At 66.2% G+C, this 22,664-nt stretch carries 17 protein-coding genes; 11 read left to right on the top strand and 6 right to left on the bottom strand.

What is annotated here, in order from left to right:
• Positions 1 to 46: 46 nt before the first annotated feature.
• From rph to IFT60_RS09045, 3 genes are read right to left on the bottom strand one after another with little or no spacing between them, the layout of a single operon-like run.
• Positions 47 to 775: a ribonuclease PH gene (gene rph, locus IFT60_RS09055; protein ID WP_192051627.1), complete on the bottom strand. Its 729-nt coding sequence runs from the start codon at positions 773 to 775 to the stop codon at positions 47 to 49.
• Positions 776 to 800: 25 nt separating this feature from the next.
• Entirely contained in the window at positions 801 to 1,736 is a 936-nt protein-coding gene (locus tag IFT60_RS09050) for a PP2C family protein-serine/threonine phosphatase (protein WP_192051626.1), read from the bottom strand.
• Between the two features lie 21 nt (positions 1,737 to 1,757).
• Positions 1,758 to 2,753 carry a serine/threonine protein kinase gene (locus IFT60_RS09045; RefSeq protein WP_192051625.1) on the bottom strand — a complete coding sequence of 332 codons (996 nt, stop codon included), beginning with the start codon at positions 2,751 to 2,753 and terminating at the stop codon, positions 1,758 to 1,760.
• A 160-nt stretch (positions 2,754 to 2,913) separates the two neighbouring features.
• Between IFT60_RS09045 and IFT60_RS09040 the strand changes: the two genes are divergently transcribed.
• The 8 genes from IFT60_RS09040 to IFT60_RS09005 all read left to right on the top strand — a co-directional run bounded on the left by IFT60_RS09040 (position 2,914) and on the right by IFT60_RS09005 (position 13,631).
• Positions 2,914 to 3,801: a YicC/YloC family endoribonuclease gene (locus IFT60_RS09040; RefSeq protein WP_192051624.1), complete on the top strand. Its 888-nt coding sequence runs from the start codon at positions 2,914 to 2,916 to the stop codon at positions 3,799 to 3,801.
• Between the two features lie 207 nt (positions 3,802 to 4,008).
• A complete protein-coding gene (gene gmk, locus IFT60_RS09035) occupies positions 4,009 to 4,653 on the top strand; it encodes a guanylate kinase (RefSeq protein ID WP_192051623.1) in 645 nt (214 codons plus the stop codon).
• A 51-nt stretch (positions 4,654 to 4,704) separates the two neighbouring features.
• Positions 4,705 to 4,908 carry a DNA-directed RNA polymerase subunit omega gene (gene rpoZ / locus IFT60_RS09030; protein WP_123069763.1) on the top strand — a complete coding sequence of 68 codons (204 nt, stop codon included), beginning with the start codon at positions 4,705 to 4,707 and terminating at the stop codon, positions 4,906 to 4,908.
• 100 nt (positions 4,909 to 5,008) lie between these two features.
• Entirely contained in the window at positions 5,009 to 7,246 is a 2,238-nt protein-coding gene (locus IFT60_RS09025) for a RelA/SpoT family protein (RefSeq protein ID WP_192051622.1), read from the top strand.
• 299 nt (positions 7,247 to 7,545) lie between these two features.
• On the top strand, positions 7,546 to 8,667 hold the full coding sequence (locus IFT60_RS09020; protein ID WP_192051621.1) for an AAA family ATPase: 1,122 nt from the start codon (positions 7,546 to 7,548) through the stop codon (positions 8,665 to 8,667).
• A gap of 2 nt (positions 8,668 to 8,669) precedes the next feature.
• Positions 8,670 to 9,101 carry a bpX5 domain-containing protein gene (locus IFT60_RS09015; RefSeq protein WP_192051620.1) on the top strand — a complete coding sequence of 144 codons (432 nt, stop codon included), beginning with the start codon at positions 8,670 to 8,672 and terminating at the stop codon, positions 9,099 to 9,101.
• Complete coding sequence (locus IFT60_RS09010; RefSeq protein WP_192051619.1) at positions 9,098 to 10,945, top strand: hypothetical protein; 1,848 nt, start codon at positions 9,098 to 9,100, stop codon at positions 10,943 to 10,945. Before IFT60_RS09015 ends, IFT60_RS09010 begins: the two co-directional genes overlap by 4 nt.
• The gene (locus tag IFT60_RS09005) at positions 10,938 to 13,631 is read left to right on the top strand and encodes a bpX6 domain-containing protein (protein WP_192051618.1); all 2,694 of its coding nucleotides are present in this window, start codon (positions 10,938 to 10,940) and stop codon (positions 13,629 to 13,631) included. The genes IFT60_RS09010 and IFT60_RS09005 overlap by 8 nt, the downstream gene beginning before the upstream one ends.
• A 274-nt stretch (positions 13,632 to 13,905) precedes the next feature.
• Here the strand turns inward: IFT60_RS09005 and IFT60_RS09000 are convergent, their stop codons facing one another.
• Complete coding sequence (locus IFT60_RS09000) at positions 13,906 to 15,465, bottom strand: M48 family metallopeptidase (protein WP_192051617.1); 1,560 nt, start codon at positions 15,463 to 15,465, stop codon at positions 13,906 to 13,908.
• A 181-nt stretch (positions 15,466 to 15,646) separates the two neighbouring features.
• On the opposite strand from IFT60_RS09000, the gene IFT60_RS08995 reads away from it, so the two are divergent.
• The 3 genes from IFT60_RS08995 to IFT60_RS08985 are packed head-to-tail and all read left to right on the top strand — an operon-like array spanning position 15,647 to position 19,667.
• Positions 15,647 to 16,948 (top strand): cytochrome c, encoded by a 1,302-nt coding sequence (locus IFT60_RS08995; protein ID WP_192051616.1) that lies wholly within the window; start codon positions 15,647 to 15,649, stop codon positions 16,946 to 16,948.
• Positions 16,945 to 17,433: a (2Fe-2S)-binding protein gene (locus IFT60_RS08990; protein WP_192051615.1), complete on the top strand. Its 489-nt coding sequence runs from the start codon at positions 16,945 to 16,947 to the stop codon at positions 17,431 to 17,433. Before IFT60_RS08995 ends, IFT60_RS08990 begins: the two co-directional genes overlap by 4 nt.
• A complete protein-coding gene (locus IFT60_RS08985) occupies positions 17,430 to 19,667 on the top strand; it encodes a xanthine dehydrogenase family protein molybdopterin-binding subunit (protein WP_192051614.1) in 2,238 nt (745 codons plus the stop codon). Before IFT60_RS08990 ends, IFT60_RS08985 begins: the two co-directional genes overlap by 4 nt.
• Positions 19,668 to 20,524: 857 nt before the next feature.
• Here IFT60_RS08985 and IFT60_RS08980 read toward each other — a convergent pair.
• Together IFT60_RS08980 and IFT60_RS08975 are read right to left on the bottom strand one after the other, a co-directional pair.
• Entirely contained in the window at positions 20,525 to 21,025 is a 501-nt protein-coding gene (locus IFT60_RS08980) for a hypothetical protein (RefSeq protein WP_192051613.1), read from the bottom strand.
• A gap of 140 nt (positions 21,026 to 21,165) precedes the next feature.
• Positions 21,166 to 22,650: a cupredoxin domain-containing protein gene (locus IFT60_RS08975; protein ID WP_192051612.1), complete on the bottom strand. Its 1,485-nt coding sequence runs from the start codon at positions 22,648 to 22,650 to the stop codon at positions 21,166 to 21,168.
• Positions 22,651 to 22,664: the final 14 nt, after the last annotated feature.

Below are 22,664 nucleotides of genomic sequence, written 5' to 3'. Positions count from 1 at the left end.
GCGTGGGCTCAAGAGCCCACCCTACGTTACGCAACGGCCATGGGTATTAAATGCCGAGCGCCTGCTTCTGCATACCAATCAACTCTGCGATGCCGCCCTGCGCCAGATCCAGCAAGCGGTTCATGCCGGCCCGATCGAACGCGGCGCCTTCCGCCGTCCCCTGCACTTCGATGAAATGCCCCGCCTCCGTCATGACCACGTTCATGTCGGTATCGCAGCCCGAATCCTCGACGTAATCGAGATCGAGCACCGGTTCGCCCTGGTAGACGCCGACCGAGATCGCGGCGACGAAATGCCTGACCGGCACCGACGAAATGGCGCCGCGCGCGACCAGCGCGTTGAAGGCGTCGTAGGCGGCGACCATGGCGCCGGTGATCGAGGCGGTGCGGGTGCCGCCGTCGGCCTGGATCACGTCGCAGTCGAGGTGCAGGGTGCGTTCGCCAAAGGCTTCCAGGTCGAAGGCGGCGCGCAGCGAGCGGCCGATCAGGCGCTGGATTTCCTGCGTGCGGCCGGACTGCTTGCCGCGCGCGGCTTCGCGGTCCATGCGCGTGTGGGTCGAGCGCGGCAGCATGCCGTATTCGGCCGTCAGCCAGCCCTGCCCTTTGCCCTTCAGGAAGCCGGGCACCTTGTCTTCGATGCTGGCGGTGCAGATCACCTTGGTGTCGCCGCATTCGATCAAGACCGAGCCTTCTGCGTGCTTGGTGTACTGGCGGGTGATGCGGATGCTGCGCAGCTGGTTGACGGCGCGGCCGCTGGGACGGGATTCGAAGCTCATGGTGTTCCTTTTGTTATTTGAGTAATTATTTAAGTAAGTGCGACGACTTCTCGATCGCCTGGTTGATCTCGGCGATCGCCTTTTCGATGGCGTCTTCGTCGAAGGGGTCGGCGTCGAGCGCGGTGTCGAGCGCGGCGGCGTCGTTGCTGATTGTGCTGCTGACCTGGTCTTCCGGCAGCATCTGGGTCGAGATCACATTGGGGCCGGCACCGACGGCATTGTCGGCGCCCTGCCAGCTGATCGCCAGCGCGGTCGTGTTGTCGGCGCGCGGGCCGCCGATGGCAACGGCCATCGACACCAGTTCGGGCACCGCCTGCACCACCGTGCGCGTGGCGAGTTTCTGCGCGATCTCGGCATCCGGCACCATCGACCACAGGCCGTCGGAACACAGCAGCAGCACGTCGCCCGGCGCCAGGCCGGCCTGGCGCGAAAGTTCGATGCGCGGCGCGTTGCCGCCGCCGAGGCAGTTATACAGCTTGTTGCGGTCGGGGTGGCTGGCGCGCTCGGCGGGACTGGCCAGGCCCTTGGCGATCAGGTATTCAAGGTGCGAGTGGTCGCGCGTCTGCGCCAGCACCCGGTTGGCGCGCACCCAGTACAGGCGCGAATCGCCGCAGTGCGCCCACACGGCGCAGTTGTGCTGCACCAGGCAGGCGACCACCGTCGTGCGCGGACTTTCGTCGAGCTTGTGGCGCGCCATGTAGGCCAGGATGTCGCGGTGCGCCTGCTGCATGGCGTCTTCCAGGAAGCGCTCGGGTTTCTTGATATACGGCTTGGCCGCCATCTGGAATAGCATCGACAGCGTCTGCATGGCGATCGTCGCCGCGATTTCGCCGTGCTGGTGGCCACCCATGCCGTCGGCCAGCACCAGCAGCAGCGCGTCGCGCGTGAAGCAGTAGCCCATGCGGTCCTGGTTGACCTTGCGCCCGCCGATATGGCTGTGCTGGTAGACGGAAAACTGCATGCCGGGACTCCTGAAGATTGATTATTGACGGCCGCGGCCGAAGCCGCCGATGCGGCCCAGCAGGCCGCGCAATCCGCCCGCGGGCGACGCCGCGGCCGCGGGTTCGGCGGGGAATGGCACGCGTGGCGCCGCCTGCAGCGCCTTGTGTAACGCGAATACGCTTTGCGGCCGCGCCAGCGGGTCGAGCGCGAGGCAGGCGCGCACCAGCGCCACCAGCTCCGGCGAATAGTTTGCCGTCATGCGCTCGAACTGCGCATTGAGCTTATTCTCGAGCTTGTCTTCCAGCTTGCGCGCATCGGCCGCCTGCGGCGGCCCGCCCGCCATGCAGGCGAACATGGCCGCGCCCAGGCTGTAGATGTCGGACCAGGGGCCGAGCGGCGCCCCCCGGGTGTAGAGCTCGGGCGGCGCGAAGCCCGGCGTGTACATCGGCGCCAGCAGCGGCGCATCCAGCCCCACCGCCTGGCGCGCCGCGCCGAAGTCGAGCAGGATCGGCGCGCCGTCGCTGCGCAGGTAGATGTTGGCCGGTTTCAGGTCCAGGTGCAAGAGCTTGTTGGCGTGGGTTTCGCGCAGGCCGCGGCAAACGCCGTCGAAGGTCTTGCGCACGAAACTTTCGCCGAGGCGGCTTCCCTTGCCATTGCTGCGGGCGACGTGCTCCTGCAGCGACTGGCCCGATTCATAGGCCATCACCATGTACACGGTGTCGTTGGCGCGGAAGAAGTTCAGGATGCGCACGACGTTCGGATGATTCACGCGCGCCAGCGCCCGCCCCTCTTCGAAGAAGCACTTCAGGCCGATGCGGAACAGGGGCTGGTTCGGCCTGGGGATGATGGGCGCGAGTTCGCCGGGCTGGCGCAGCGCCAGCGCGCTCGGCAGGTATTCCTTGATGGCGACGGCATTGCCTTCGGTGTCATATGCAAGATAGACAATACTGAACCCGCCCGACGCGATTTTCTTTACAATGCGATATCCCGCGATCTCCAGCCCTTCCGGCAAGGGTGCGTTATTTTGTGCGGCCATACTGAAGAGTTCCTTGCATAACACGGCGATTGTGTGGATAAATGTCGGTCTTGTAAAGAATAATGATCGACCGGCAAAAGTAAATACGCGTGTACAACGCGCGTCGCTTTATTTTGGACGGTCGCTCTAAAAACCGGGGACTCCATTGAGCATTTCAAGCATGACAGGTTATGCGGTGGCCACCAGCGAAGGCGCTGCGGGCACCCTCACAATCGAGATCAAGAGCGTCAATTCGCGCTTCCTCGATCTTCAGTTCCGCATCAACGACGAATTGCGCGCGCTGGAACCGGACCTGCGCGCCGCCATCATGGCCGCCATCACGCGCGGCAAGGTCGAAGCGCGCCTGTCCTTTGGCCGCAAGGTCGCGGGCGGCGCCCAGGCGCTGAACGGGGAATTGCTGGCCGACCTGGCGCGCCTGCAAGGCGAGATCGCGCAGCACTTCGCGCAGGCGCAGCCGATGACGGTCGCCGAACTGCTGCGCTGGCCAGGCGTGGTCGAGGAAGCGCACATCGGCCAGGAGTCGCTCCAGGCCGACGTCGCCGCCCTCACCGCGAAAACCATCGCAGCTTTTGTGGACAGCCGCAAGCGCGAAGGCGCGGCGCTGGAAACGATGCTGCAGTCGCGCATCGATTCGATGGAAGCGATCGTCAAGCGCATCACGCCGCTGATCCCGCAGGTGATCGCAGGCTTCCAGCAAAAGGCGGTCGAACGCATGCAGGATGCGCTGGGTCTGGCCGGCCACGGCAACCCGTCGACGCTGACGCGCCAGGAAGTGTTCGAGCGCATTCGCCAGGAAGTGACGTTATATGGCATCCGCATCGACGTCTCGGAAGAACTGTCGCGCCTGAGCGCGCACCTGAACGAGACGCGCCACATCCTGAAAAAGGGTGGGCAGGTCGGCAAGCGCCTCGACTTCATGATGCAGGAACTCAATCGCGAGGCGAATACGCTAGGCGCCAAGGCGTCGGTCAAGGAGCTGGCGGATGCGTCGATGGAGCTGAAACTGCTGATCGAGCAGATGCGGGAGCAGGTGCAGAACCTGGAGTAAGTACAAATTGAATTTGACGGCGTGGCTTGCACGCGCCGCTTGAACGCGTGGGCGGGGGACCCGCCCACCTTACAGGTCAGATCGTCGTTCCCGCCATTATTCGGGTGGACAAAGATCATACGTGTAAGGTGGGCGGGTTTCCCGCCCACGCGTTCAGCTATATGATGAACAATCGCGACTTTGATCGCAGAAACAAAGGAATACCCCATGATCACCCCCGCTTTCTCCGGCAGCCTGTTCGTGGTCGCCGCCCCCTCCGGCGCCGGCAAATCGACCCTGGTCAATGCGCTGCTGGCGCAGGAGCCAGGCATCCAGCTGTCGATCTCGACCACCACGCGCCAGCCGCGTACCGGCGAGCAGGATGGCGTGCACTACCACTTCACGACGGCCGAGGATTTCGTGGCGCGCGCCGACCGCGGCGAGTTCCTGGAGTGGGCTGAAGTGCACGGCAATTTCTACGGCACCAGCCGCGCCAGCGTCGAAGAAAAAATGAAGAGCGGCACCGATATCCTGCTGGAAATCGACTGGCAGGGTGCGCGCCAGGTGAAGAAGCAATTCCCCGATGCGGCCGGCATCTTCATCCTGCCGCCGTCGATCGAGGCGCTGGAAGAACGCCTGCACAAGCGTGGCACCGACGAACCGCACATCATCACGCGCCGTTTGCTGGCCGCCGGAGGTGAGATCGCTCACGCTCCCGAGTTCGAATATGCTATCATCAACGAAGAGTTCAATGTCGCCCTGTCCGAGCTGCGGGCGATTGTCCAGGCGACACGTTGCCGCTTCGCCCAACAGGCGGCCCGCAATGCCTCGCTGTTTGCCCAACTGGGTATCCACGTAATCCAACCAACGTAAACTGCAAGCGTCGTCTGCGCCGCTGCACCATTGTCCATTTCAGGAGTTACCATGGCCCGTATCACGATCGAAGATTGCCTCAAGAACATCCCTAACCGCTTCCAGCTGACCCTGTCGGCGACCTATCGCGCACGCCAGCTGCTGCAAGGCCACACGCCAAAGGTCGAAGCCAAGGACAAGCCGACCGTGGTCGCCCTGCGCGAGATTGCCGCCGGTAAAGTCGGCATCGAAATGCTGAAAAAAGTGCCGATGTAAATACCGGTGCCGGTGCGCCGGCACGCCTGACTGTATCGATTCCTAATTCTGTTATTCTGTCATCACACTGCGGCTGATCGACATAACGTATGAACCTCGTATGAACCTGTTCCCCCCGGACTCGACCCACTCAGGCAACACCACCACCCGGGCCCGGCGCCCGGGCAAGCCGCAAGAAGTCCCTGAACCCCACGCCATCGGCGTCGCTTCGGTCACCCAGCTGATCGACAAGCTCTCGGACTACCTCACGCCCGTCGAACTCAAGAAAGTCCGCGAAGCCTACCGCTTCTCCGACGAGATGCACCTCGGCCAGGTGCGCAAGTCGGGCGAACCCTATATTTCGCATCCGATCGCCGTTGCCGAGATCTGCGCCGAGTGGAAGCTCGACGCCCAGGCCATCATGGCCGCCTTGCTGCACGACGTGATCGAAGACCAGGACGTCAAGAAGGAAGAGCTACTCGAGCGCTTCGGCCCGCAGGTGGCGAACCTCGTCGACGGCCTGTCGAAACTGGAAAAGATCGAGTTCCAGAGCCTGGTCGAAGCGCAGGCGGAAAACTTCCGCAAGATGCTGCTGGCGATGGCGTCCGACGTGCGCGTCATCCTGATCAAGCTGGCCGACCGCCTGCACAACATGCGTACGCTGGGCGTGATGGCGCCGGCGAAAAAGCGCCGCATCGCCGGCGAGACGATGGAAGTGTACGTACCGATCGCGCATCGCCTCGGCCTGAACAACATCTACCGCGAACTGCAGGACCTCGCCTTTTCGCACCTGTATCCGCTGCGCTACCGCACGCTCTCGAAAGCGGTGAAGGCGGCGCGCGGCAACCGGCGCGAAGTGGTCAAGAAGATCCTCGAAGCGGTGAAGAATACGCTGGCCCTGGGCGGCATCCATGCCGAAGTCTACGGCCGCGAAAAGACGCTGTTCGGCATCTATAAAAAGATGCGCAACAAGCACCTGTCGTTCTCGCAGGTGCTCGACGTGTATGGCTTCCGCATCGTGGTCGACACCGTGCCGAACTGTTACGTCACGCTGGGTACCCTGCACGCCCTGTACAAGCCGATGCCGGGCAAGTTCAAGGATTACATCGCGATCCGCAAACTGAACGGCTACCAGTCGCTGCACACGACCCTGATCGGCCCCTACGGCACCCCGGTCGAATTCCAGATCCGCACCCAGGACATGCACCGCACCGCCGAGAGCGGCGTGGCCGCGCATTGGCTGTACAAGACGGGCGACCAGAACATGTCGGACCTGCAGCAGCGTACCCACGCCTGGCTGCAGTCGCTGCTCGATATCCAGCAGCAGACCGGCGACTCGGCCGAATTCCTCGAGCACGTTAAGGTCGACCTGTTCCCCGATTCGGTCTACGTGTTCACGCCGAAGTCGAAAATCATCGCCCTGCCGCGCGGCGCCACGGCGCTGGATTTCGCCTATTCGATCCACACCGGCATCGGCGACCATACGGTGGCGGTCAAGATCAACAACGAAACCCAGCCGCTGCGCACCGAACTGCACAACGGCGACATCGTCGAGATCGTCACTGACCCGGATTCGCGTCCGAGCCCGGTCTGGCTCAGCTATGTCCGCACCGGCAAGGCGCGCTCGGCGATCCGCCACTACCTGCGCACGATCAACGTCAACGAGTCGGTGGAACTGGGCCAGGAATTGCTGGCGCAGGCACTGGCCGCGCGCAACATCGAGCCGGAGCTGGCGCCGAGCACGATCGACAAGCTGCTGGCCGAATCCTCGGCCAAGTCGATGGACGAGCTGTACGCCGACATCGGCATCGGCAAGCGCATGCCGGCGCTCGTCGCCCGCCACATCTTCGGCCTGATCGAAGGCGAGTCCGCCGCCGTGCCGTCGAACATGCCGCCCGCCGCCGACATCGACCCGGTCACGATCTACGGCAGCGAAGGCGTGTCGGTGCAACTGGCGCCCTGCTGCCTGCCGATCCCGGGCGACCAGATCACCGGCCAGCTGCGGCGCGACCAGGGCCTGGTCGTGCACACCTGCGACTGCCTGCCTGCGAAACGCCTGCGTGTGAAAGAGCCGGACCGCTGGATCGCGGTGCAGTGGGGAGAGGAACTGAACCGCCGCTTCGACTGCCGCATCCGCCTGTTGATCAACAACGAAAAAGGCATTCTGGCGCGCGTGGCGGCCGAGATCGGCGAGTCGGACGGCAACATTACCTATGTCGGCATGGACGAGGACGACGAGAACATGATGACGCAGCTGCGCTTCACGATCCAGGTGAAGGACCGGGTGCACCTGGCGCATTTGATCCGCAATTTGCGGCGGGTGGCGGGCGTCAATCGCGTCGAGCGCGAGCGGGCCTGACGCACTGCTGTGAAGTTCCATCGAAAAGCCCACGCAAGTGGGCTTTTTTTATGCCCCCCACAACGCAGGGTAGTCGGCTCCATCCGGCAAGGTGCGGACACGCAGCGCATGCGCCGCCCACGCGTCCAACGCATGGGTCCCCGGAGAACTTGGCAAACGACACCGAGGTCAACACCGCCCCCATGCCGGCGCGCGTCACACGCTTGGGCAAGCACGCCCGTGCAACATCAGCGCAAGGATTGCTTGACGCAATTCATAACATTCATGCATCATCGATTCTCCTTTTCCCAAGAGCAATCATGAACCTCTCCGTCCAAGAGGCGTCGCTGCAGCTGCGCGATGCGATCCGTGAAGCGACCGAAGGCCTGGTGGAGCGCGACCAGTTGGCGGAACTGATGGTGCTCGGTGCGGTGGCCAGGGAACACCTGCTGGTCGTCGGCCCGCCCGGCACGGCCAAGAGCGCCGTCGTGCGCCGCGTCGCTGCCAGCCTGGGCGGCAATTACTTCGAATACCTGCTCGGGCGTTTCACCGAACCATCCGAGCTGTTCGGTCCCGTCAACCTTGGCAAGCTGCGCGATGGCCTGGTCGTGACCGATACCGGCGGCATGCTGCCCGAAGCGGAAGTCGCCTTCCTCGACGAAGTCTTCCTCGGCTCGACCGCGATCCTCAACACCCTGCTCGGCGTGCTCAATGAACGCCAGTTCCGGCGCGGCCATACGCGCGTGGACTGCCCGCTACGCATCTGCGTGGGCGCGGCCAACGGCCTGCCGGAAGACGAAGGCCTGGCGGCCTTTGCCGACCGCTTCCTGCTGCACGCCTTTATCGAACCGGTCGCCGACAACCGCCTCGAAGACCTGCTGGCCGGCGGCTGGGAGATGGGACGGCACGCGATTTCGCCCAAGGCGGGCCTTGACCGCCTGGACGTGCTCAGCGCCGCCGTGCCCATGGTCGACATGGCCGCGGTGCGGCCGGCGCTGGCGCATGCCGTACGCCAGTTGCGCCAGGCCGGCATCGCCCTGTCGGACCGGCGCATCGTGCGCGCGCAGGGCCTGGTGGCGGCTGCCGCCGTGCTGGCTGGGCGCGACTGCGCGACTTCGGCCGACCTGTGGCCGTTGCTGTTCGCAATCCCCACTGCCGCCGGCCAGGCGGGTGCGCGCGAGGTGCTGCGCGACGTGCTGTCCGAAGCCAGCCATCCGCTGCTGCATGCCGTCACCGAACAGACGGCGCAGACGCCGCAGGCGCGCATGGCGCGCCTGGTCGAGGAGACCGACCGCCTGCTGCTGGGCGCGGGTGGCCAGCCCCCGCGCGCGCAGGTCGAGGCGCTGCTGCGCGAGATCGACGCCAATTTCGACCCGGCCGGGCTTCCCGCCGACCTGGCCGAACGGCGCGGCAAGCTTGCCGCCAGCCTGACCTGGGCCTGAGCATGAACACGGGCGTGCTGGCCTGGCGTGCGCGCACGGACCGCCCGGCTCCGGCCGGCCTGGTAGCGGCCGGGCCGGCGCTGGGCGCGCTGCTGCGCGAACTGGGGCGGCGCGAGGCCGACAGCCTGCGCCGCCTGCAACTGGCCGCCACGCGCGACCTGCTGGTCGTGCTCGGCCCGGCCGAACGCCTGCCCTGGGTCGACGGCGTGCGCTATTGCGCGCCGCTGGCCGGCGTTCCCGGACTATGGCTGCCGACCACGCTGGCGCCGGACGCGCCGGCCGCGCCAGCCGAGCTCCTGCACGCCGCCCTGCAGCGCCGCACCGGCCACGCCGCCATGCTGCTCTGGACCGCTCCCGACCTGGTGCTGGGACTGGACAACGCCTTGCCCGCGCGCCCGGCCGTGCTCGACTGGCTCACCCGGGAGTGCACATGAGCGAGCCGAGCAAAGCGCCTGCATCGCCGCCGCTGCCGCCGCTGCTGCAGCCCTGGGCAGCCTGGCTCTCCCTCTTCCCCGACGACCTGGCGGCGACGCTGGGCCAGATGCTGCTGCGCCTGCAGCCATTGGTCGGCCCGCTGCGCCGCCATGCGGCCCGGATCGCGGTGGAACCAGCCGGGGTCGGCGACATCGTCCGGCGCGGCAGCTACGACCGGCTCCTGATCAGCGAATGGGCGCTCGCCGACAGCGTGCCCGACGAATTCCTGCGTCGCGCCGCCAACGGCGAATTACTGTTCACCGGGCCGGAGCCGGCCAACAGCGAGACCTCGCTGCGCAGTATCGCCCTGTTCGACGCCGGACCGGCGCAGCTGGGCGAACCGCGCCTGGCGCACCTGGCGCTGTTCATCCTGCTGGCGCGCCGCGCCGAACTGGCCGGCGCCGAGTTCCGCTGGGGGATCCTGCAGCAGCCGGGCGTCCTGCGCGAGGAAGGGGGCGCGCAAGCGGTGCGCAGCCTGCTGGACGCGCGCAGCGTCGCCGTCCTCGATGCGGCCGGCCTCGATGCATGGAACGCCGCGCTGGAAGGCGGGCCGCTCGACTGCTGGCTGGTCGGCGACGCGGCCTCGCCCCGCCCGGCGCAAGTGGTGTCGCGGGTGCTGGTGCGGCGCTCCTGGTTCGCGGCGCAGCTCGAGGTCGAACTGATCGGGCGCCGCCACGCCAGCAGCGCCAGCCTGCCCCTGCCTGCGCCGCAGGATGGCGTACGGCTGCTGCGCCGTCCGTTCGACAAAGCCGCCACCGCCGTCGTCGTCCACGTCGTGTCGGAAGCGCATTCGCTCAAGCGCGCGCCGATGTTCAGCAACCTGCGCGAATGGCTGGCGCTGGGCACGATGGACGGCGGCGTGACCGTGTACCGCATCCCCGACCGGCCAGGAGGGGTGGCCGACCGGCCAGGAGCGAAGCCAGGCCGGCCGCGCAAGCTGGGAAAGCCGGCGCATCATGAGGCCATCGTTGCCGCCGGCCTGCACCGGAAATCCTTCGGGACGGTTGCGCTGAGCGGCGGCGCCCTGCACTTCGCCGGTTTTCCCGGTCCCATCTTCAGCAAGATCACGCTGCCGCTGCCGGATCCGGACATGTTCGAAGCGGTGCCGGGAGCGCTGCGCTGGGCGTCCGCTTTTTACTGGTCCAACCAGGGCAGCGGCGGTTCGGTCGAAGACGTGCTGGTGCTCGACAAGGCGGGCCGCCTGGTCCACTGGACCTGCAGCGGCGCCAAGGGCCGCGCGTTGGAGCAAGCCGATGTGCGGCTGGTCGCGCGCGACGTGATCGGCGCCATCCAGCAAGCGGACCGGGTCTTGTTCGCCGTGACGGCAGAGAGGCGGACCGACGTCTACAGCATCGCCAGGGGCAAGCCGGCGAAGGAGCACCTGTATCCGATCATGCACGGCGGCCGCCGCTTGCTGTTCGGCGAAACGAAAGAGTGGCGCGGCGGGCGCGGCACCTATGCGCTGCAGCTCGACGGCAACGGCTGGCTGGTGGGCAACGCGGCCGGTGCCGACCGCGTCGAGGTGCCGTCCGAGAGCGCCGTCATCGGCTGTGGGCGCAGCGAACGCGCGCAGCGGCCGGGCCTGCTCGTCCTGAATGCCGGGCGCACGCGCATCTCGTTGCTGGGCGCCGAGGGGAGCCTGCCGCTGTTGAAGGAGACCGAACCGATCGCCCAGGCGAGTTTCGATCCGGCCTATGGACGCCTGGCCTGGGTCGGCCAGAAAAGCGGCGCGCTGATCGTGCGCGGCATCGATGCGGCGCAACCCTTGCTGCGCATCGTACCGAAACGGGGGACGCATGACTGAGGTCCGGCGCCCGCTCCTGCGCGGCAGCCAGCCCGTGCGCGCGCTCTGGTTCGATGCCGCGCTGCTCGGCGAGGACGCCGCGCGCCGGCGCCTGCTCGGCGCCTGGGAGACCGGCGCCCAGGCCTGGCGCCTCGGCGACGGCTACCTGCTCGCATGGAAGGATGCGCGCCGCCTGCAATGCGAAACGGCGCCCGGCTTGCCGCTGTGCGACCAGGACGGCGTGCTTGCCAGCGCGCCGCTGCTGGCAGGTGAACGGGCCGGCATCGCCGCCGGCAGCGCCGTGCTGGTGTTCGGCGCAAGCCTGCGCGTGCATGCGCTCGACGCCGCCAGCCGCATCGACCCGTCGTCCTGGCTCGACACGTCAGCAATTCCCGTGTGCGTCGCGCTGGCGCTGCCGGCCGACCCGCTGGCGGGCTTTGCCAGCGCCGTGCCCAAGGCGGCGCCGGACGTGCGCACGCTGCTCGGCAGCGCGGTGCCTCCACCAAGCGCCGAGCGCGACGCTTTCCTGCGCGCGGCGGTGCGCCAGGCGGGCATGCGCGCCGCCTCGCCTTCCCTACCCGCCAGGGCGCTTGGCGCCGCCGGCATGCTGGCGGGCCTGTTGGCGGGCCTGTTGCAGCCTCTGGCGCTGCTGCGCGGTCCCGGCGGCACGGCGGATGCCATCCGCGCGTCGAGGCCGGATCCCCCTCCCGCACCGTCGCCGCTGGGCGAGTGGCTGGCCGCGCGCGTGGCAACACTGGCGGCGGCGACGCGCATCGCGCACCTGCTCGGCTGGCGCCAGGCCAACTACCTGCGCAAGATGCTGCGCCAGTTCGACGAAGGCAATCTCGACGAAGCACTGCGCCATGCCATCCCGCTCGACAGTCCGCATGCGCCGACGCGCCAGGCCTTGGGACGCTGGGGTCGGCGCGACAGTCTCGACGTCGGTCCCGGCACCAGCGCCGCCGCCATCGGCCTCGACCAGCGATCGATACAGCTGCTGCGCGCGACTTACCAGCGCAGCTTCGACATGCTCGACCGCGCCGGCCGCATCGACGAAGCCGTATTCGTGCTGGCCGAATTGATGAACCGGCGCCAGGAAGCGGTCGACTACCTCGAACGCAAGGGGCGCATCGCCCAGGCGGCGCAGCTGGCCGAAACCCTGGAACTGGCCCCGGCAATCGCCGTGCGCCTGCATGCCAAGGCGGGCAACCTGGCGCGCGCCGTGCTGCTGGCGCGCCTGGCCGGCTGCTTCGCCGACGCCGTGGCCGAACTCGAACGCCGTCGCGATGCGGGCGCCGCCGCCTTGCGCCTGGAATGGGCGCACGACCTGGCCGCGCGCGGCAACCTGGCCGAGGCCGCGCAGGCGGTCTGGCCCCTGGCGGAGGAACGCGCACGCGCGCTCGACTGGCTGCATGCGGCCGAGGCAGGGGGCGGCACGCTCGGCGTGCAGGGTTTGCTGTACTTGCTGGCCCTCGATCCGCAGGCGCTGCGTGCGCGCAGCGCGACGCTGCAAACCCTGCTGACCGCACCTGGGCCCGACGCGCTGCGCCAGCGCCTGCGCGCCTGCGCGTGCCTGCTGCGGCTCGACCGCCACAATGCGTCCACGCGCACGGTCGCCGCCGCCCTCTGGCGCGTGCTGGCGGCCGAACGCGGCGCCGGCCTGCACGCGCTGGCCGACGACACGATGACGAAACTCCTGGAGCTGGCCGCCGACCCGGTGCTGACCGAGGATACGCCGCACACGGGATGGCGCGATGCGCCGGTCCCAATGCCGCTGGCCGCGCGCGACGAACCGCTGCAGGTCAGCCTCGCCGAAGTCGGACTGCATGCACTGGAAGACGTGCGCGCCCTGCCCGACGGCGGCCACCTGCTGGCGCTGGGCGAAGGCGGTGTGGTACTGGCGCGCGAAGGCGGCCGAGCGCCCTTGCGCTTTCCCGTGCCGGCCCAGCACCTGGTCGTGTCGCACAACGGCAGGCGCGCGCTGGCGCTGGCCCGGCGCGAAAAGGCGGTGCGCGTCAGCAGGATCGACCTCGTCACCGGCAAGGTGGAGGACTGGTTCAGCGCCGACCTGCGCTTCTGGGCCGATGCCTTTGACGGCGCCACCTGGAGCGTCGTCGCCGATCGGCGCCTGCTGGTGCTCGATGCGACGGCGCCGGGGCAGTCGGTGCTGTGGCAGGTGGCCGACCTGCCGGGCGAGATCATCGGTTTCGCGGCGCAGGGCAAGCACGAGGCGCTGCTGCTGCGCGATGGAACAAGGGTTGCGCAATGGCGTTACGCCCTGCCCGCGCGGCGCCTGGTCGGGCGCGATGCCGTCGACGTTCCAGATGGCGCCTTTGCCGTCTTGCCCGACTGCGATGGCGAGATGCCGGTCGTATTGGGAGCGGCTGGAGCAATCGCCGACGGTACCGCATACTTGTCGACCCAGACCGAGGATGGCATGAGCGCGCAGTTCGCCTGGCCGCATGATCGCCTGCCACAGGCCAGCCTGCACGTAAACTGCCTCCTGCTGCGCGTGGACGACAGCGATGGCTGGCACTGCCAATGGATGAACTTCAGCGGCAAGCTCCTGGCCGACATCGTGCTGCCGGACGCCCTGGCGCCGCAGGCAACGGTGCATGGCGGCCACCTGCTGGCCTGGGACCGGCGCGGCCGCGTGGTGGATATCGCGCTCGCCGATGCGGCGGTCAGGATGCTGACCTTCGGCTGAATGCGAGGTGGCGCAAGCATGGCGGCTCCAGCGCTGCGCTTTGTCACACTGTCGGAACTTAGTTAATCGTAGGGTGGACTCAGTCCACGCGGTCGTACGCTGGCATACCCAAACGCTTGCCAATGGTGCTTTACATATGCTTCCAGGGCTGTGCATTGCGTTTCGATGTGCATGCCGGGTACCGCGTGGACTGAGTCCACCCTACGATTAACGAAACTCGAGCCATCCGGCAAAGCTCAGCGCTGCATGACACCTTCAGTAGCTTGTTCATGCCTCACGCGCGGCCGGCTTCGAGCGCATCCTGCCGGCGCCAGCGCTCGGCATATTCGTCGGCAAGCCCGGTCTCCTTGCGTTCGCACAGGTAGGCATAGGCGCGTTCGCAGGCCGGCTTGATGGCCTCGGGGTCGATCTCCATCGCGCGTTCCAGCAGCGCCAGCCCTTCGCGCTCGTCCTTGTCGAGCCGGGCCAGCGCCTCGGTGTACAGGCCGGGCGCGTGGGCGGGGTATGCCGCGTTGAACGCGGCCAGGGCCGCGCGCAGGTCGCTGCCGGGTTCGAGTTGCAGCGCCAGGCGCAGCAGTTCGAGCTGGGCATCCCTGTCGGGCTCAGGCATGGCGCGCAACTCCTGCAGGCGGGCGCGCTGCTGGCACACTGCCGCGTGGCGCTCGCCCCAGCCTTCGGCGACCTGCATCGACCATTGTTCCTGCAATTCGCGTTGCAGCCCTGGCAGCGCATTGCCGAACCAGGCCTGGCTGGCGGGCACGCCCTCCAGGGCCGGCGGCAGCGCCGCGGCTACCTGCGCGCCCTCGAACAGGGCGGCGAGCCGGGCGCGCAGCGTCGGATGGGTGTCGGTGAAATGCCCTTCGCGGTCGAGCGCGCCCTCGAGCCAGGTCTTCATGTCCGCTTCCGCCGCCGCGGTGCAGGCTTCGCTGGCCCAGCGCTGCAACAGGTCGCGTGGCGGCAGCGCTTCGTCGCCGGCGCGTTGATAGGTGTGCTGCAGGAACTGCTCGTAGCGCGGCGCGATCAGGTTGACACGTTTGAGCGCATGGGCGGCGCTGTGCGGGCCGACCAGCTCGGCCGAGGCGGCGTCGGCCCGGTACTCGTCCGCGCGCGCCAGCACATAGGTGTAGGCATTGAAATAGGGTCCGTACCAGCGCACCAGCGGCAGCAGCAGCCGTCCGAGCCAGCCCTGGAAATGCTCCATGTAGGCTTGCACCGTGCCCCAGGTGTGGCGCAGGCGGTAGATGAATGCGGAAAAGCGCCCATGCGCGCCGGCCAGGTGGCCGTACTCGTGGGCGACGATCGCCAGCGCCTCGTCGGGCGCCACGCATTCCAGCAGCGGCAAACCGAGCAGCAGGTAATTGCGCGGCCAGCCGACCAGCCCGAACGCGGGACGCTGCACGACGGCGGCATTCACTTCGTTGACGACCAGCACGTGGTGAAAGCGCGGCCCTTTCATCCTGCGGCGCATGTCCTCGAGTGCATCGAACAGCGCCGGCGCCTCGGTACGTGTGATTTCGTGTCCCGCTGGCGCCGGCAGGCGAATGAACAGCGCCTGCACTGCCGACTTGAGCGTGAACCACAAGGGAATCGCCAGCAGGAACAGCAGCTTGCCCAGCTTCAGGAGCAGCAACAGCGCCGCCCCGCCGGTGAACAGCATGGCGCCGGCAATGCCGACCAGCGCGACCAGGCCGAAACCGACCGCGGCCAGCACCAGCCCCAGGATCGCAAACCCGAGCAAGGCCAGCAGCGCCACCTTGACGCGGTACTGCCGTGGCGCCCGCGCGCTTTCCAGCTCGAGGCGCGCCACCATGCTGTGGAACTTGTCGATGTCCATGCTTTTCCCTGTCGGTCGTTGCGTGAGTGACTGACTGTCAATAGTAGTCTGCGCAAAAAAATAGTCAACAGGAAATATTGCTGGCTAGATGAAGGAAAGCACCAGCCCAACAGTGCGCGTTAGCGCACAGACCGCCCGCCGGCGCCGGTCCGACAATCGAAAAAACGGACCGGAGCCAAGCATGGAGCAGCCTGTACGCCGCCAGCGGCGTGCCCGACGATGGATCATCCTGGCGCTGTTGCTCGTGCTGGCCCTGGGCGCCGGCGCCATCATGTGGCGCCCGGCAATCGCGCCGCGCGAACAGCCGGCCAGCTTCGACAACACGCTCGTCGCACGCGGCGCGCGCCTGGCCGCGCTCGGCAACTGCGCCGCCTGCCATACGGCCGATCCGGCCCGGCCGTTCGCCGGCGGCCTGCCCATGGAGACACCGTTCGGCACGGTCCACAGCACCAACATCACGCCCGACGCGCGCACCGGCATCGGCCAGTGGAGCGAGGACGCTTTCATACGCGCCATGCGCCGCGGCGTCTCGCGCGACGGCCATCTGCTGTATCCCGCCTTTCCCTACAATCACTACACGCGCCTGACCGGGGACGACGTCACGGCGCTGTATGCGTACTTCATGACGCGCACGCCGCTCGATGCGCCGGCCATACCCAACAAGATGACCTTCCCCTTCGGTTTCCGTCCCCTGGTCGGCTTCTGGAACGTGCTCTACCTCGACGACGAACCCTGGCAGGCCGATCCGCGCCAAAGTCCCGACTGGAACCGCGGCGCCTACATCGCCGATACGCTGGCACATTGCGCGGCCTGCCACACGCCGCGCACCCGGCTCGGCGGGCCGGACAAGAAGCGATTCCTCGACGGCGGCGAGGCCGAAGGCTGGTACGTGCCGGCGCTGAATGCGCGTTCTCCCTCGCCCCTGCCCTGGACCCGCGAACACCTGGCCGCCTACCTGCGCATCGGCATCGCACCCGGCCACGCGATGGCGGGCGGGCCGATGCAGACGGTGGTCGAGAACCTGCGCCTGGCCGAACCCGCCGATACCGAGGCGCTCGCCACCTACATCCACAGCTACCTGCGCCAGGCGCCGCAGCGCGCCACGCCGGCGACGCGGCCCGGGAGCCTGCCGGCGCCGGCCACTGAAGGCCCGGATGCGGCGCGCATGCTGCTCGGCTACCAGGTCTACGCGAACGCCTGCGCCCGTTGCCATGACGCCGGCCGCGCCGCGACCTCGGGCACCGCGCTGCAATTGCAGCAGGCGGTGGCCCTGTACGACCCGGATCCGCGCAGCCTGATCCACATCGTACGCGACGGCATCGTGCCGCCGGACGGCGAACCGGCACGCTGGATGCCGGGATTCGCCACCCTGCTCAGCGATGAACAGACCGTCGCCCTGGCAGCCTACCTGCGCCGCTACGGCGCGCGCGCGCCGGACTGGCCCGACCTTGCGGACGACGTCCGGAAAGCGAAACAACCATGAGTACTTACCGCCTGCAGGTGAACGGCCGCGAACATGCGGTCGACACCGATCCCGACACGCCACTGCTCTACGTGCTGCGCAACGACCTGCAGCTCAACGGCGCCAAGTTCGGCTGCGGCCTGGGCCAGTGCGGTTCGTGCACGGTGCTGCTCGACGGCGCCTCGGCGCTGTCCTGCCTGGTGCCGGTGTCGCTGGTCGGACGCCGGCCGGTGCGCACGGTCGAAGGCCTCGGCAGCGCCGCCGCGCCGGGAGCGGTGCAGCGTGCCTTCATCGAGGAACAGGCGGCGCAGTGCGGCTACTGCATCGCCGGCATGATCATGCGCGCCACCGCCCTGCTCGAGCGCGAACCGGCGCCGTCGGAGGAGAGAATCCGCAGTCACATGGCGCTCAACCTGTGCCGCTGCGGCACCCACATGCGCATCCTGCGCGCGGTGCGGCGCGCGGCGCAACTGCTGCGCGCCGACGCGCCGAAAGGCGAACGATGAGCGGCGCACACGATCCGGCGCGGCGGCGCCTGCTGGCGGCCGGTGCATTGACGCTGGCGTTTACGATCGGCCCGGCCTGGCCGCAGGGCGCCGACAAAGGCTCGAAACAAAAGGCAAATAAGCTGCCCGGCAGCCTGGACAAGGAACCCTGGCTCGACGCCTGGATCCGCATCGACGCCCACAACCGCGTGACCGTCTTCACCGGCAAGGCCGAGCTGGGGCAAGGCATCAAGACCGCCCTGCTGCAGGTCGCGGCCGAGGAATTGCAGGTGGCGCCGGCACGCATCACCCTGGTCACCGCCGATACTGGCCGCACACCGGACGAGGGTTACACGGCAGGCAGCCACTCGATGCAGGACAGCGGCACCGCGCTGCGCCACGCCGCGGCCGAAGTACGCGCCATCCTGACGGCCATGGCCGCGCAGCGCCTGCAGGCGCCGGCCGACAGCCTGAGGCTGGCCGACGGCGCCCTGGCCGCCACCGACGGCCGCCGCGTTACCTACGGCGAACTGCTGGAAGGACGCCAGCTGCACCGGCGCGCGGACGGCAAGACCGCGCCGCGCGAAGCGCGGCTGCACACGATCGCCGGCAAAGCGCTGCGCCGGGTCGACATCCCGGCCAAGGTGGGCGGTGGCGTCGCCTACGTACACGACCTGCGCCTGCCGGGCATGGTGCATGCCCGGGTGGTGCGGCCGCCGGCGCCGGCCGCGCGCCTGCTGGGCGTCGATACTGCCGCCGTGGCGCGCCTGCCGGGCGTATTGAAAGTGGTGCGCGACGGCCGCTTCCTGGCCGTCATCGCCGATGGCGAGTACCGCGCAGTCAAAGCCGCAGCAGCGCTGGCCGCCGCCGCGCGCTGGGAGACGCCGGCCACGCTGCCGGCGCAGCTGTCCCTGCGCGAGCAGGTGCTGAGCCAGCCGGCGCAGGCGCTGCCGATCCTCGAACGCGGCGTGGCGCCGGCGGCCGGGCGCACGCTGCGCGCGACCTATACCCGGCCCTTCCAGCTGCATGGCGCCATCGGCCCCTCGTGCGCGATCGCCCGGTTCGATGCCGGGCGCTACACGGTCTGGACCCATTCGCAGGGCGTCTTCCCGCTGCGCACTGCGCTCGCCGAACTGCTCGGGGTAGACGAGGAAACGGTACGCTGCATCCATGTCGAAGGCTCGGGCTGCTATGGCCACAACGGCGCCGACGACGTCGCCGCCGATGCCGCCCTGCTGGCGCGCGCCTTCCCCGGCCGGCCGGTGCGCGTGCAATGGATGCGCGAGGATGAACACGGCTGGGAGCCGTTCGGGCCGGGCATGGTCGCGACGGTCGAAGCGACGCTCGATGCCCGCGGCGCCATCGCCTGGTGGAACTACGAGGTGTGGAGCCCATCGCACAATACACGGCCGGGCAAGGCCGGCAACCTGCTGGCGGCCACGCACCTGGCGCGTCCGTTCGTACCGCCGCCGGCCAAGCCGATTCCGCAGCCGGAAGGCAGCGGCGACCGCAACGCGATCCCGTATTACGTGCTGCCGCAGGCGCGCGTGGTGCACCACTTCCAGCCGCAGTCCTTCCTGCGCACCTCGGCGCTGCGTTCGCTCGGCGCGTATTGCAACGTGTTCGCGATCGAAAGCTTCATGGACGAGCTGGCGCAGCTGGCGAACGCCGATCCGGTGGCCTTCCGCCTGCGCCACCTGGACGACCCGCGCGCGCTCGAGGTGGTGCGCCTGGCGGCCAGCCGCTTCGGCTGGGACGGCTACCGGGCCGGTCCGCGGCGCGCGCGCGGCTTCGCCTTTGCCCGCTACAAGAACCTGGCCGCGTATTGCGCCATCGCGCTGGAGGTCGAGGTGGCGCGCGAGACTGGCTTCGCGCGCATCACGCGCGCCGTCGCCGCCGTCGATTGCGGCGAAGTCGTCAATCCCGATGGCGTGCGCAACCAGATCGAAGGCGGCATCGTCCAGTCGGCCAGCTGGACCTTGCTGGAACAGGTGCGCTTCGACCAGGCCCAGGTGCTGACACGCGACTGGGCGGCCTACCCGATCCTGCGCTTCAACCAGGTACCCGACCGCATCGAGGTGCACCTGATCGATCGTCCCGGCATGCCTTTCCTCGGCACCGGCGAAGCCTCCCAGGGACCGGCCGCGGCCGCGCTCGCCAACGCCATGGCCGGCGCCTGCAAGGTGCGCCTGCGCGACTTGCCGCTGGATCGCGCGCGGGTGCGCGGTACGCAGCTGAGCGGCAGGCAGGGGTGAGGGTGAAATGCTTGAACCGCTGTGAGGTGGAAAGCTGGCTGGACGCGTGGGCAGCCTCGGCGCCGCGAATGACTGCGCATCCGGGTGAACTCAACCACCAACGCCGGTTTCGACCAGAAGAGCGCGACCACACCGCCGACAGCAGAACGTATCCTGAACAGCCCCCAATACAGACATTTTTTTTGCGCTTGGGTGGCGGAACGCACCAAATTGGCCGCTACGAACGCTGAACAACTGCAATGCTTACCTCGTTCGACTCGTAGCCGGACCATTCGACTTTGACGCGGTAGCGAGCAGGCTGCAAGGGCAGCGCCACGTATGCGGCGACGTCGTAATTGAAGTATGTGCCGGAAAATATACCCTCGAAGGCAGCGGGATCGAGCGGACGCGATCGGGGTGGAGAGGCTCTGGGGTGCAGGTCTCGATCGACGATTGGACCACGGTACGATTGGCCTGTAGCGACGTTGGTAACGATCAACATTAGCGGTCCAGGATGCCGAATCGCCTTCCCGACATTCATAAAATAGATCCCGCATAAAGGCATGACGAGCGCCGAGTGTGGATCGTCTTTGTCAGGCAGGAATACTTTCGAAGGGGAGCGCACTTTCACTCCAAGCCATTCAAACCTTGGCGCTGCCGGGGAGCAAGCGGTTTGCTTATTCGTTCCAAATGGTACGCTTTCGAATAATTTTCGTCGGTCGTCATTTTGTTGACCGTTAAACTGGTTGTGGTCGTTGAATGCGCAACCGTGGAATCAGCTTGTTGGGATCGCGCGTAGCAGCTTGAGATTACTGAGACGGACAATACGCAAACAGCCGCTATGCGTAACAAAGTCAAGGAGCACACCAAAACTCACCTTACGGACGCTGGACAACTGCAATACGCACCTCGTTCGACTCATAACCGGACCACTCGACCTTCACACGATAGCGAGCAGGCTGCAAGGGTAGGGCTACGTAGGACGCTACGTTGACGTTCAAGTAGCCGCCGAAAGCTTGATGCTCATAGTCCTCGGCTCTAAGCCGAGGAGTCGGTGGCGGAGGAATTAGCAGATCTGGATCTCGATCTCGATCTCCGATCTTACCCTGGTAAATTTTTCCAGTGGAGTCGTCGGTAACAATTAATACTTGGAGTCCGGGATTTCTGATCGCCTTGGCCAAGTTAATCGTGTATATCCCGCATAACGGGATGATGAACGTTGAGCCTGGCGCATTTTTATCGGGCAAAACCACTTTTGAGGGCGCACGCACTAGCACCCCACGCCAGTCAAAACCTGGACCCGGGTCTTCTGGCGAACAAACAGTCTTCTCATTTTTGTCAAATGGGACCTGTTTGAATAGTTTGTCGTCATCTGTCATTTTTTCTTCGGTTAAGGTCGGTAGAGTTACCGGGTGAGTGACCGGGGAATTTGATTGGTGCGAGGAAGCGTGGCAGCTCGCGATTACTGACCAGCCGAAAACGGAAACGGCAATCGCAAGTAACCGGGACCGGGAGCGCATCAGAATGGCTCCCAGCCGTCGCTGAGATCGACTTTCCGAACAGCCGGCGCACAATTGACACAGAAGTCACTAAGACCATTGGCGGCACCATACATCACGCATTTTGAAAGGTTCAGGTCGGCATCGGAATCATAACGGGTCTGGGTCGCAGAAAGGCCATGAAAGCAGTGATCTCCGCGATGCCCTTTCGCATCGTCATACCAGCTACCAGTTTTGTCGGGCAGTTTTCCGCTACCGTCCGCCGCCATGCCTATCTTGTGCCCTAATTCGTGCACGATCACTTCGTTTTGCATTTTAGCGTCGACGGTCGACCACCATGCCTTTGTGCAAACGCAGATCAGGTTTCCACCAGAAAATGAAATTCCGGCTCGCATCCTGTCAACAATATTAACAACGAGCTCGATAGTGCCAGTCGGATGCGGAAGAGCACTTACATCAATTTGCACGACGTAGGCCGCCTGAGGGGAGGCAGAGCTGCTCGGAACTGGTGTGCATTTCTCTCGTGGGATGTTGATTACATCAGCTTTGGAGCCTCCGGTCTTGATAAACCTTGCGGAGACGAACCAACTTTCGCTTGGCCCGAGGGCGTACCAGAGAAAATATGGTTCGGAGGTGAGAGTTAATGCATCGGGCTGAGCAGCAATAGTAATGAGGGCCGGTGCACTTCCTGGACCAACAACCACTGATTGTAGGACCCGGAAATTTTCTCGCTTTACGGCCAAATGCCCGGTGTACGCAATTGCTACCACGTGAGGCTGCTTTCCGACAGCTAATGACTTGGAATAGGCCTTCCTAGCCTCGGCCTGAAATTTATCGACGTCGTTCGGTCCAATATTGGGCATGAAAGCCATTTCGAGCGCCGGCAATTTCAAAAGTTTGATGTGGTGTTTTGCATATACCTCCTCCACGCGCGCAAGACTAGGAGCACAGGTCGTAAGCGAACGCATCTTTAGCTCCACGTAGTAGATCAACCGGTGCACTTCCAGATTCCCGGTCGATACTGTTAGGCCGCTTGTGTCGGTAGCGCGAAATACGTATTGATCCTTACCAGCAGCACCTATGAAGAAATCTTCGAGCGGCAAAACCAAGCTTCCATCGCTTCCCGTTGTGTAGGACTTTTGTTCTTTCTGGTAAGCAAAGCGATCATTTCGCGCCAGCTCTCCCGGTGTGTACTGAGCATTGCCATTAAGAGGCTCGCACTTGACCATGAACGGATAAGTACCAGGCTTATTGAAGAGCACCTTGAGCCGAATTTCACTTCCAGCGCGATAAACATTTGGAACGATTTTGCCATCCACAAAGTTATCCGACTCGCTCAAGTTGACAAACTGCTTGGCGGTATGTGCTTCGGTTCCATCGCTATTGAGGAAGACAATCCTGGCTATGCCCGCCGGTCCGACTTTTATCTTTATCTCTTTTCTGACCTTGTTCTCGACAGGGTTAGTAGTGGCATTTCCCGCATTCTTGAATTTTGTGGTGGCCATGAAAGATACAAACC

Source organism: Massilia sp. CFBP 13721, assembly GCF_014842025.1.
Lineage (GTDB): Bacteria > Pseudomonadota > Gammaproteobacteria > Burkholderiales > Burkholderiaceae_D > Telluria.
This window is presented reverse-complemented; position numbering and strand designations above follow the sequence as displayed.

What these genes read in the sequence shown, in the direction of transcription:
- rph (WP_192051627.1), bottom strand. Translation starts at nt 775, where the DNA reads ATGAGCTTCGAATCCCGTCCCAGCGGCCGCGCCGTCAACCAGCTGCGC.
- IFT60_RS09050 (WP_192051626.1), bottom strand. Translation starts at nt 1,736, where the DNA reads ATGCAGTTTTCCGTCTACCAGCACAGCCATATCGGCGGGCGCAAGGTC.
- IFT60_RS09045 (WP_192051625.1), bottom strand. Translation starts at nt 2,753, where the DNA reads ATGGCCGCACAAAATAACGCACCCTTGCCGGAAGGGCTGGAGATCGCG.
- IFT60_RS09040 (WP_192051624.1), top strand. Translation starts at nt 2,914, where the DNA reads ATGACAGGTTATGCGGTGGCCACCAGCGAAGGCGCTGCGGGCACCCTC.
- gmk (WP_192051623.1), top strand. Translation starts at nt 4,009, where the DNA reads ATGATCACCCCCGCTTTCTCCGGCAGCCTGTTCGTGGTCGCCGCCCCC.
- rpoZ (WP_123069763.1), top strand. Translation starts at nt 4,705, where the DNA reads ATGGCCCGTATCACGATCGAAGATTGCCTCAAGAACATCCCTAACCGC.
- IFT60_RS09025 (WP_192051622.1), top strand. Translation starts at nt 5,009, where the DNA reads ATGAACCTGTTCCCCCCGGACTCGACCCACTCAGGCAACACCACCACC.
- IFT60_RS09020 (WP_192051621.1), top strand. Translation starts at nt 7,546, where the DNA reads ATGAACCTCTCCGTCCAAGAGGCGTCGCTGCAGCTGCGCGATGCGATC.
- IFT60_RS09015 (WP_192051620.1), top strand. Translation starts at nt 8,670, where the DNA reads ATGAACACGGGCGTGCTGGCCTGGCGTGCGCGCACGGACCGCCCGGCT.
- IFT60_RS09010 (WP_192051619.1), top strand. Translation starts at nt 9,098, where the DNA reads ATGAGCGAGCCGAGCAAAGCGCCTGCATCGCCGCCGCTGCCGCCGCTG.
- IFT60_RS09005 (WP_192051618.1), top strand. Translation starts at nt 10,938, where the DNA reads ATGACTGAGGTCCGGCGCCCGCTCCTGCGCGGCAGCCAGCCCGTGCGC.
- IFT60_RS09000 (WP_192051617.1), bottom strand. Translation starts at nt 15,465, where the DNA reads ATGGACATCGACAAGTTCCACAGCATGGTGGCGCGCCTCGAGCTGGAA.
- IFT60_RS08995 (WP_192051616.1), top strand. Translation starts at nt 15,647, where the DNA reads ATGGAGCAGCCTGTACGCCGCCAGCGGCGTGCCCGACGATGGATCATC.
- IFT60_RS08990 (WP_192051615.1), top strand. Translation starts at nt 16,945, where the DNA reads ATGAGTACTTACCGCCTGCAGGTGAACGGCCGCGAACATGCGGTCGAC.
- IFT60_RS08985 (WP_192051614.1), top strand. Translation starts at nt 17,430, where the DNA reads ATGAGCGGCGCACACGATCCGGCGCGGCGGCGCCTGCTGGCGGCCGGT.
- IFT60_RS08980 (WP_192051613.1), bottom strand. Translation starts at nt 21,025, where the DNA reads ATGACAGATGACGACAAACTATTCAAACAGGTCCCATTTGACAAAAAT.
- IFT60_RS08975 (WP_192051612.1), bottom strand. Translation starts at nt 22,650, where the DNA reads ATGGCCACCACAAAATTCAAGAATGCGGGAAATGCCACTACTAACCCT.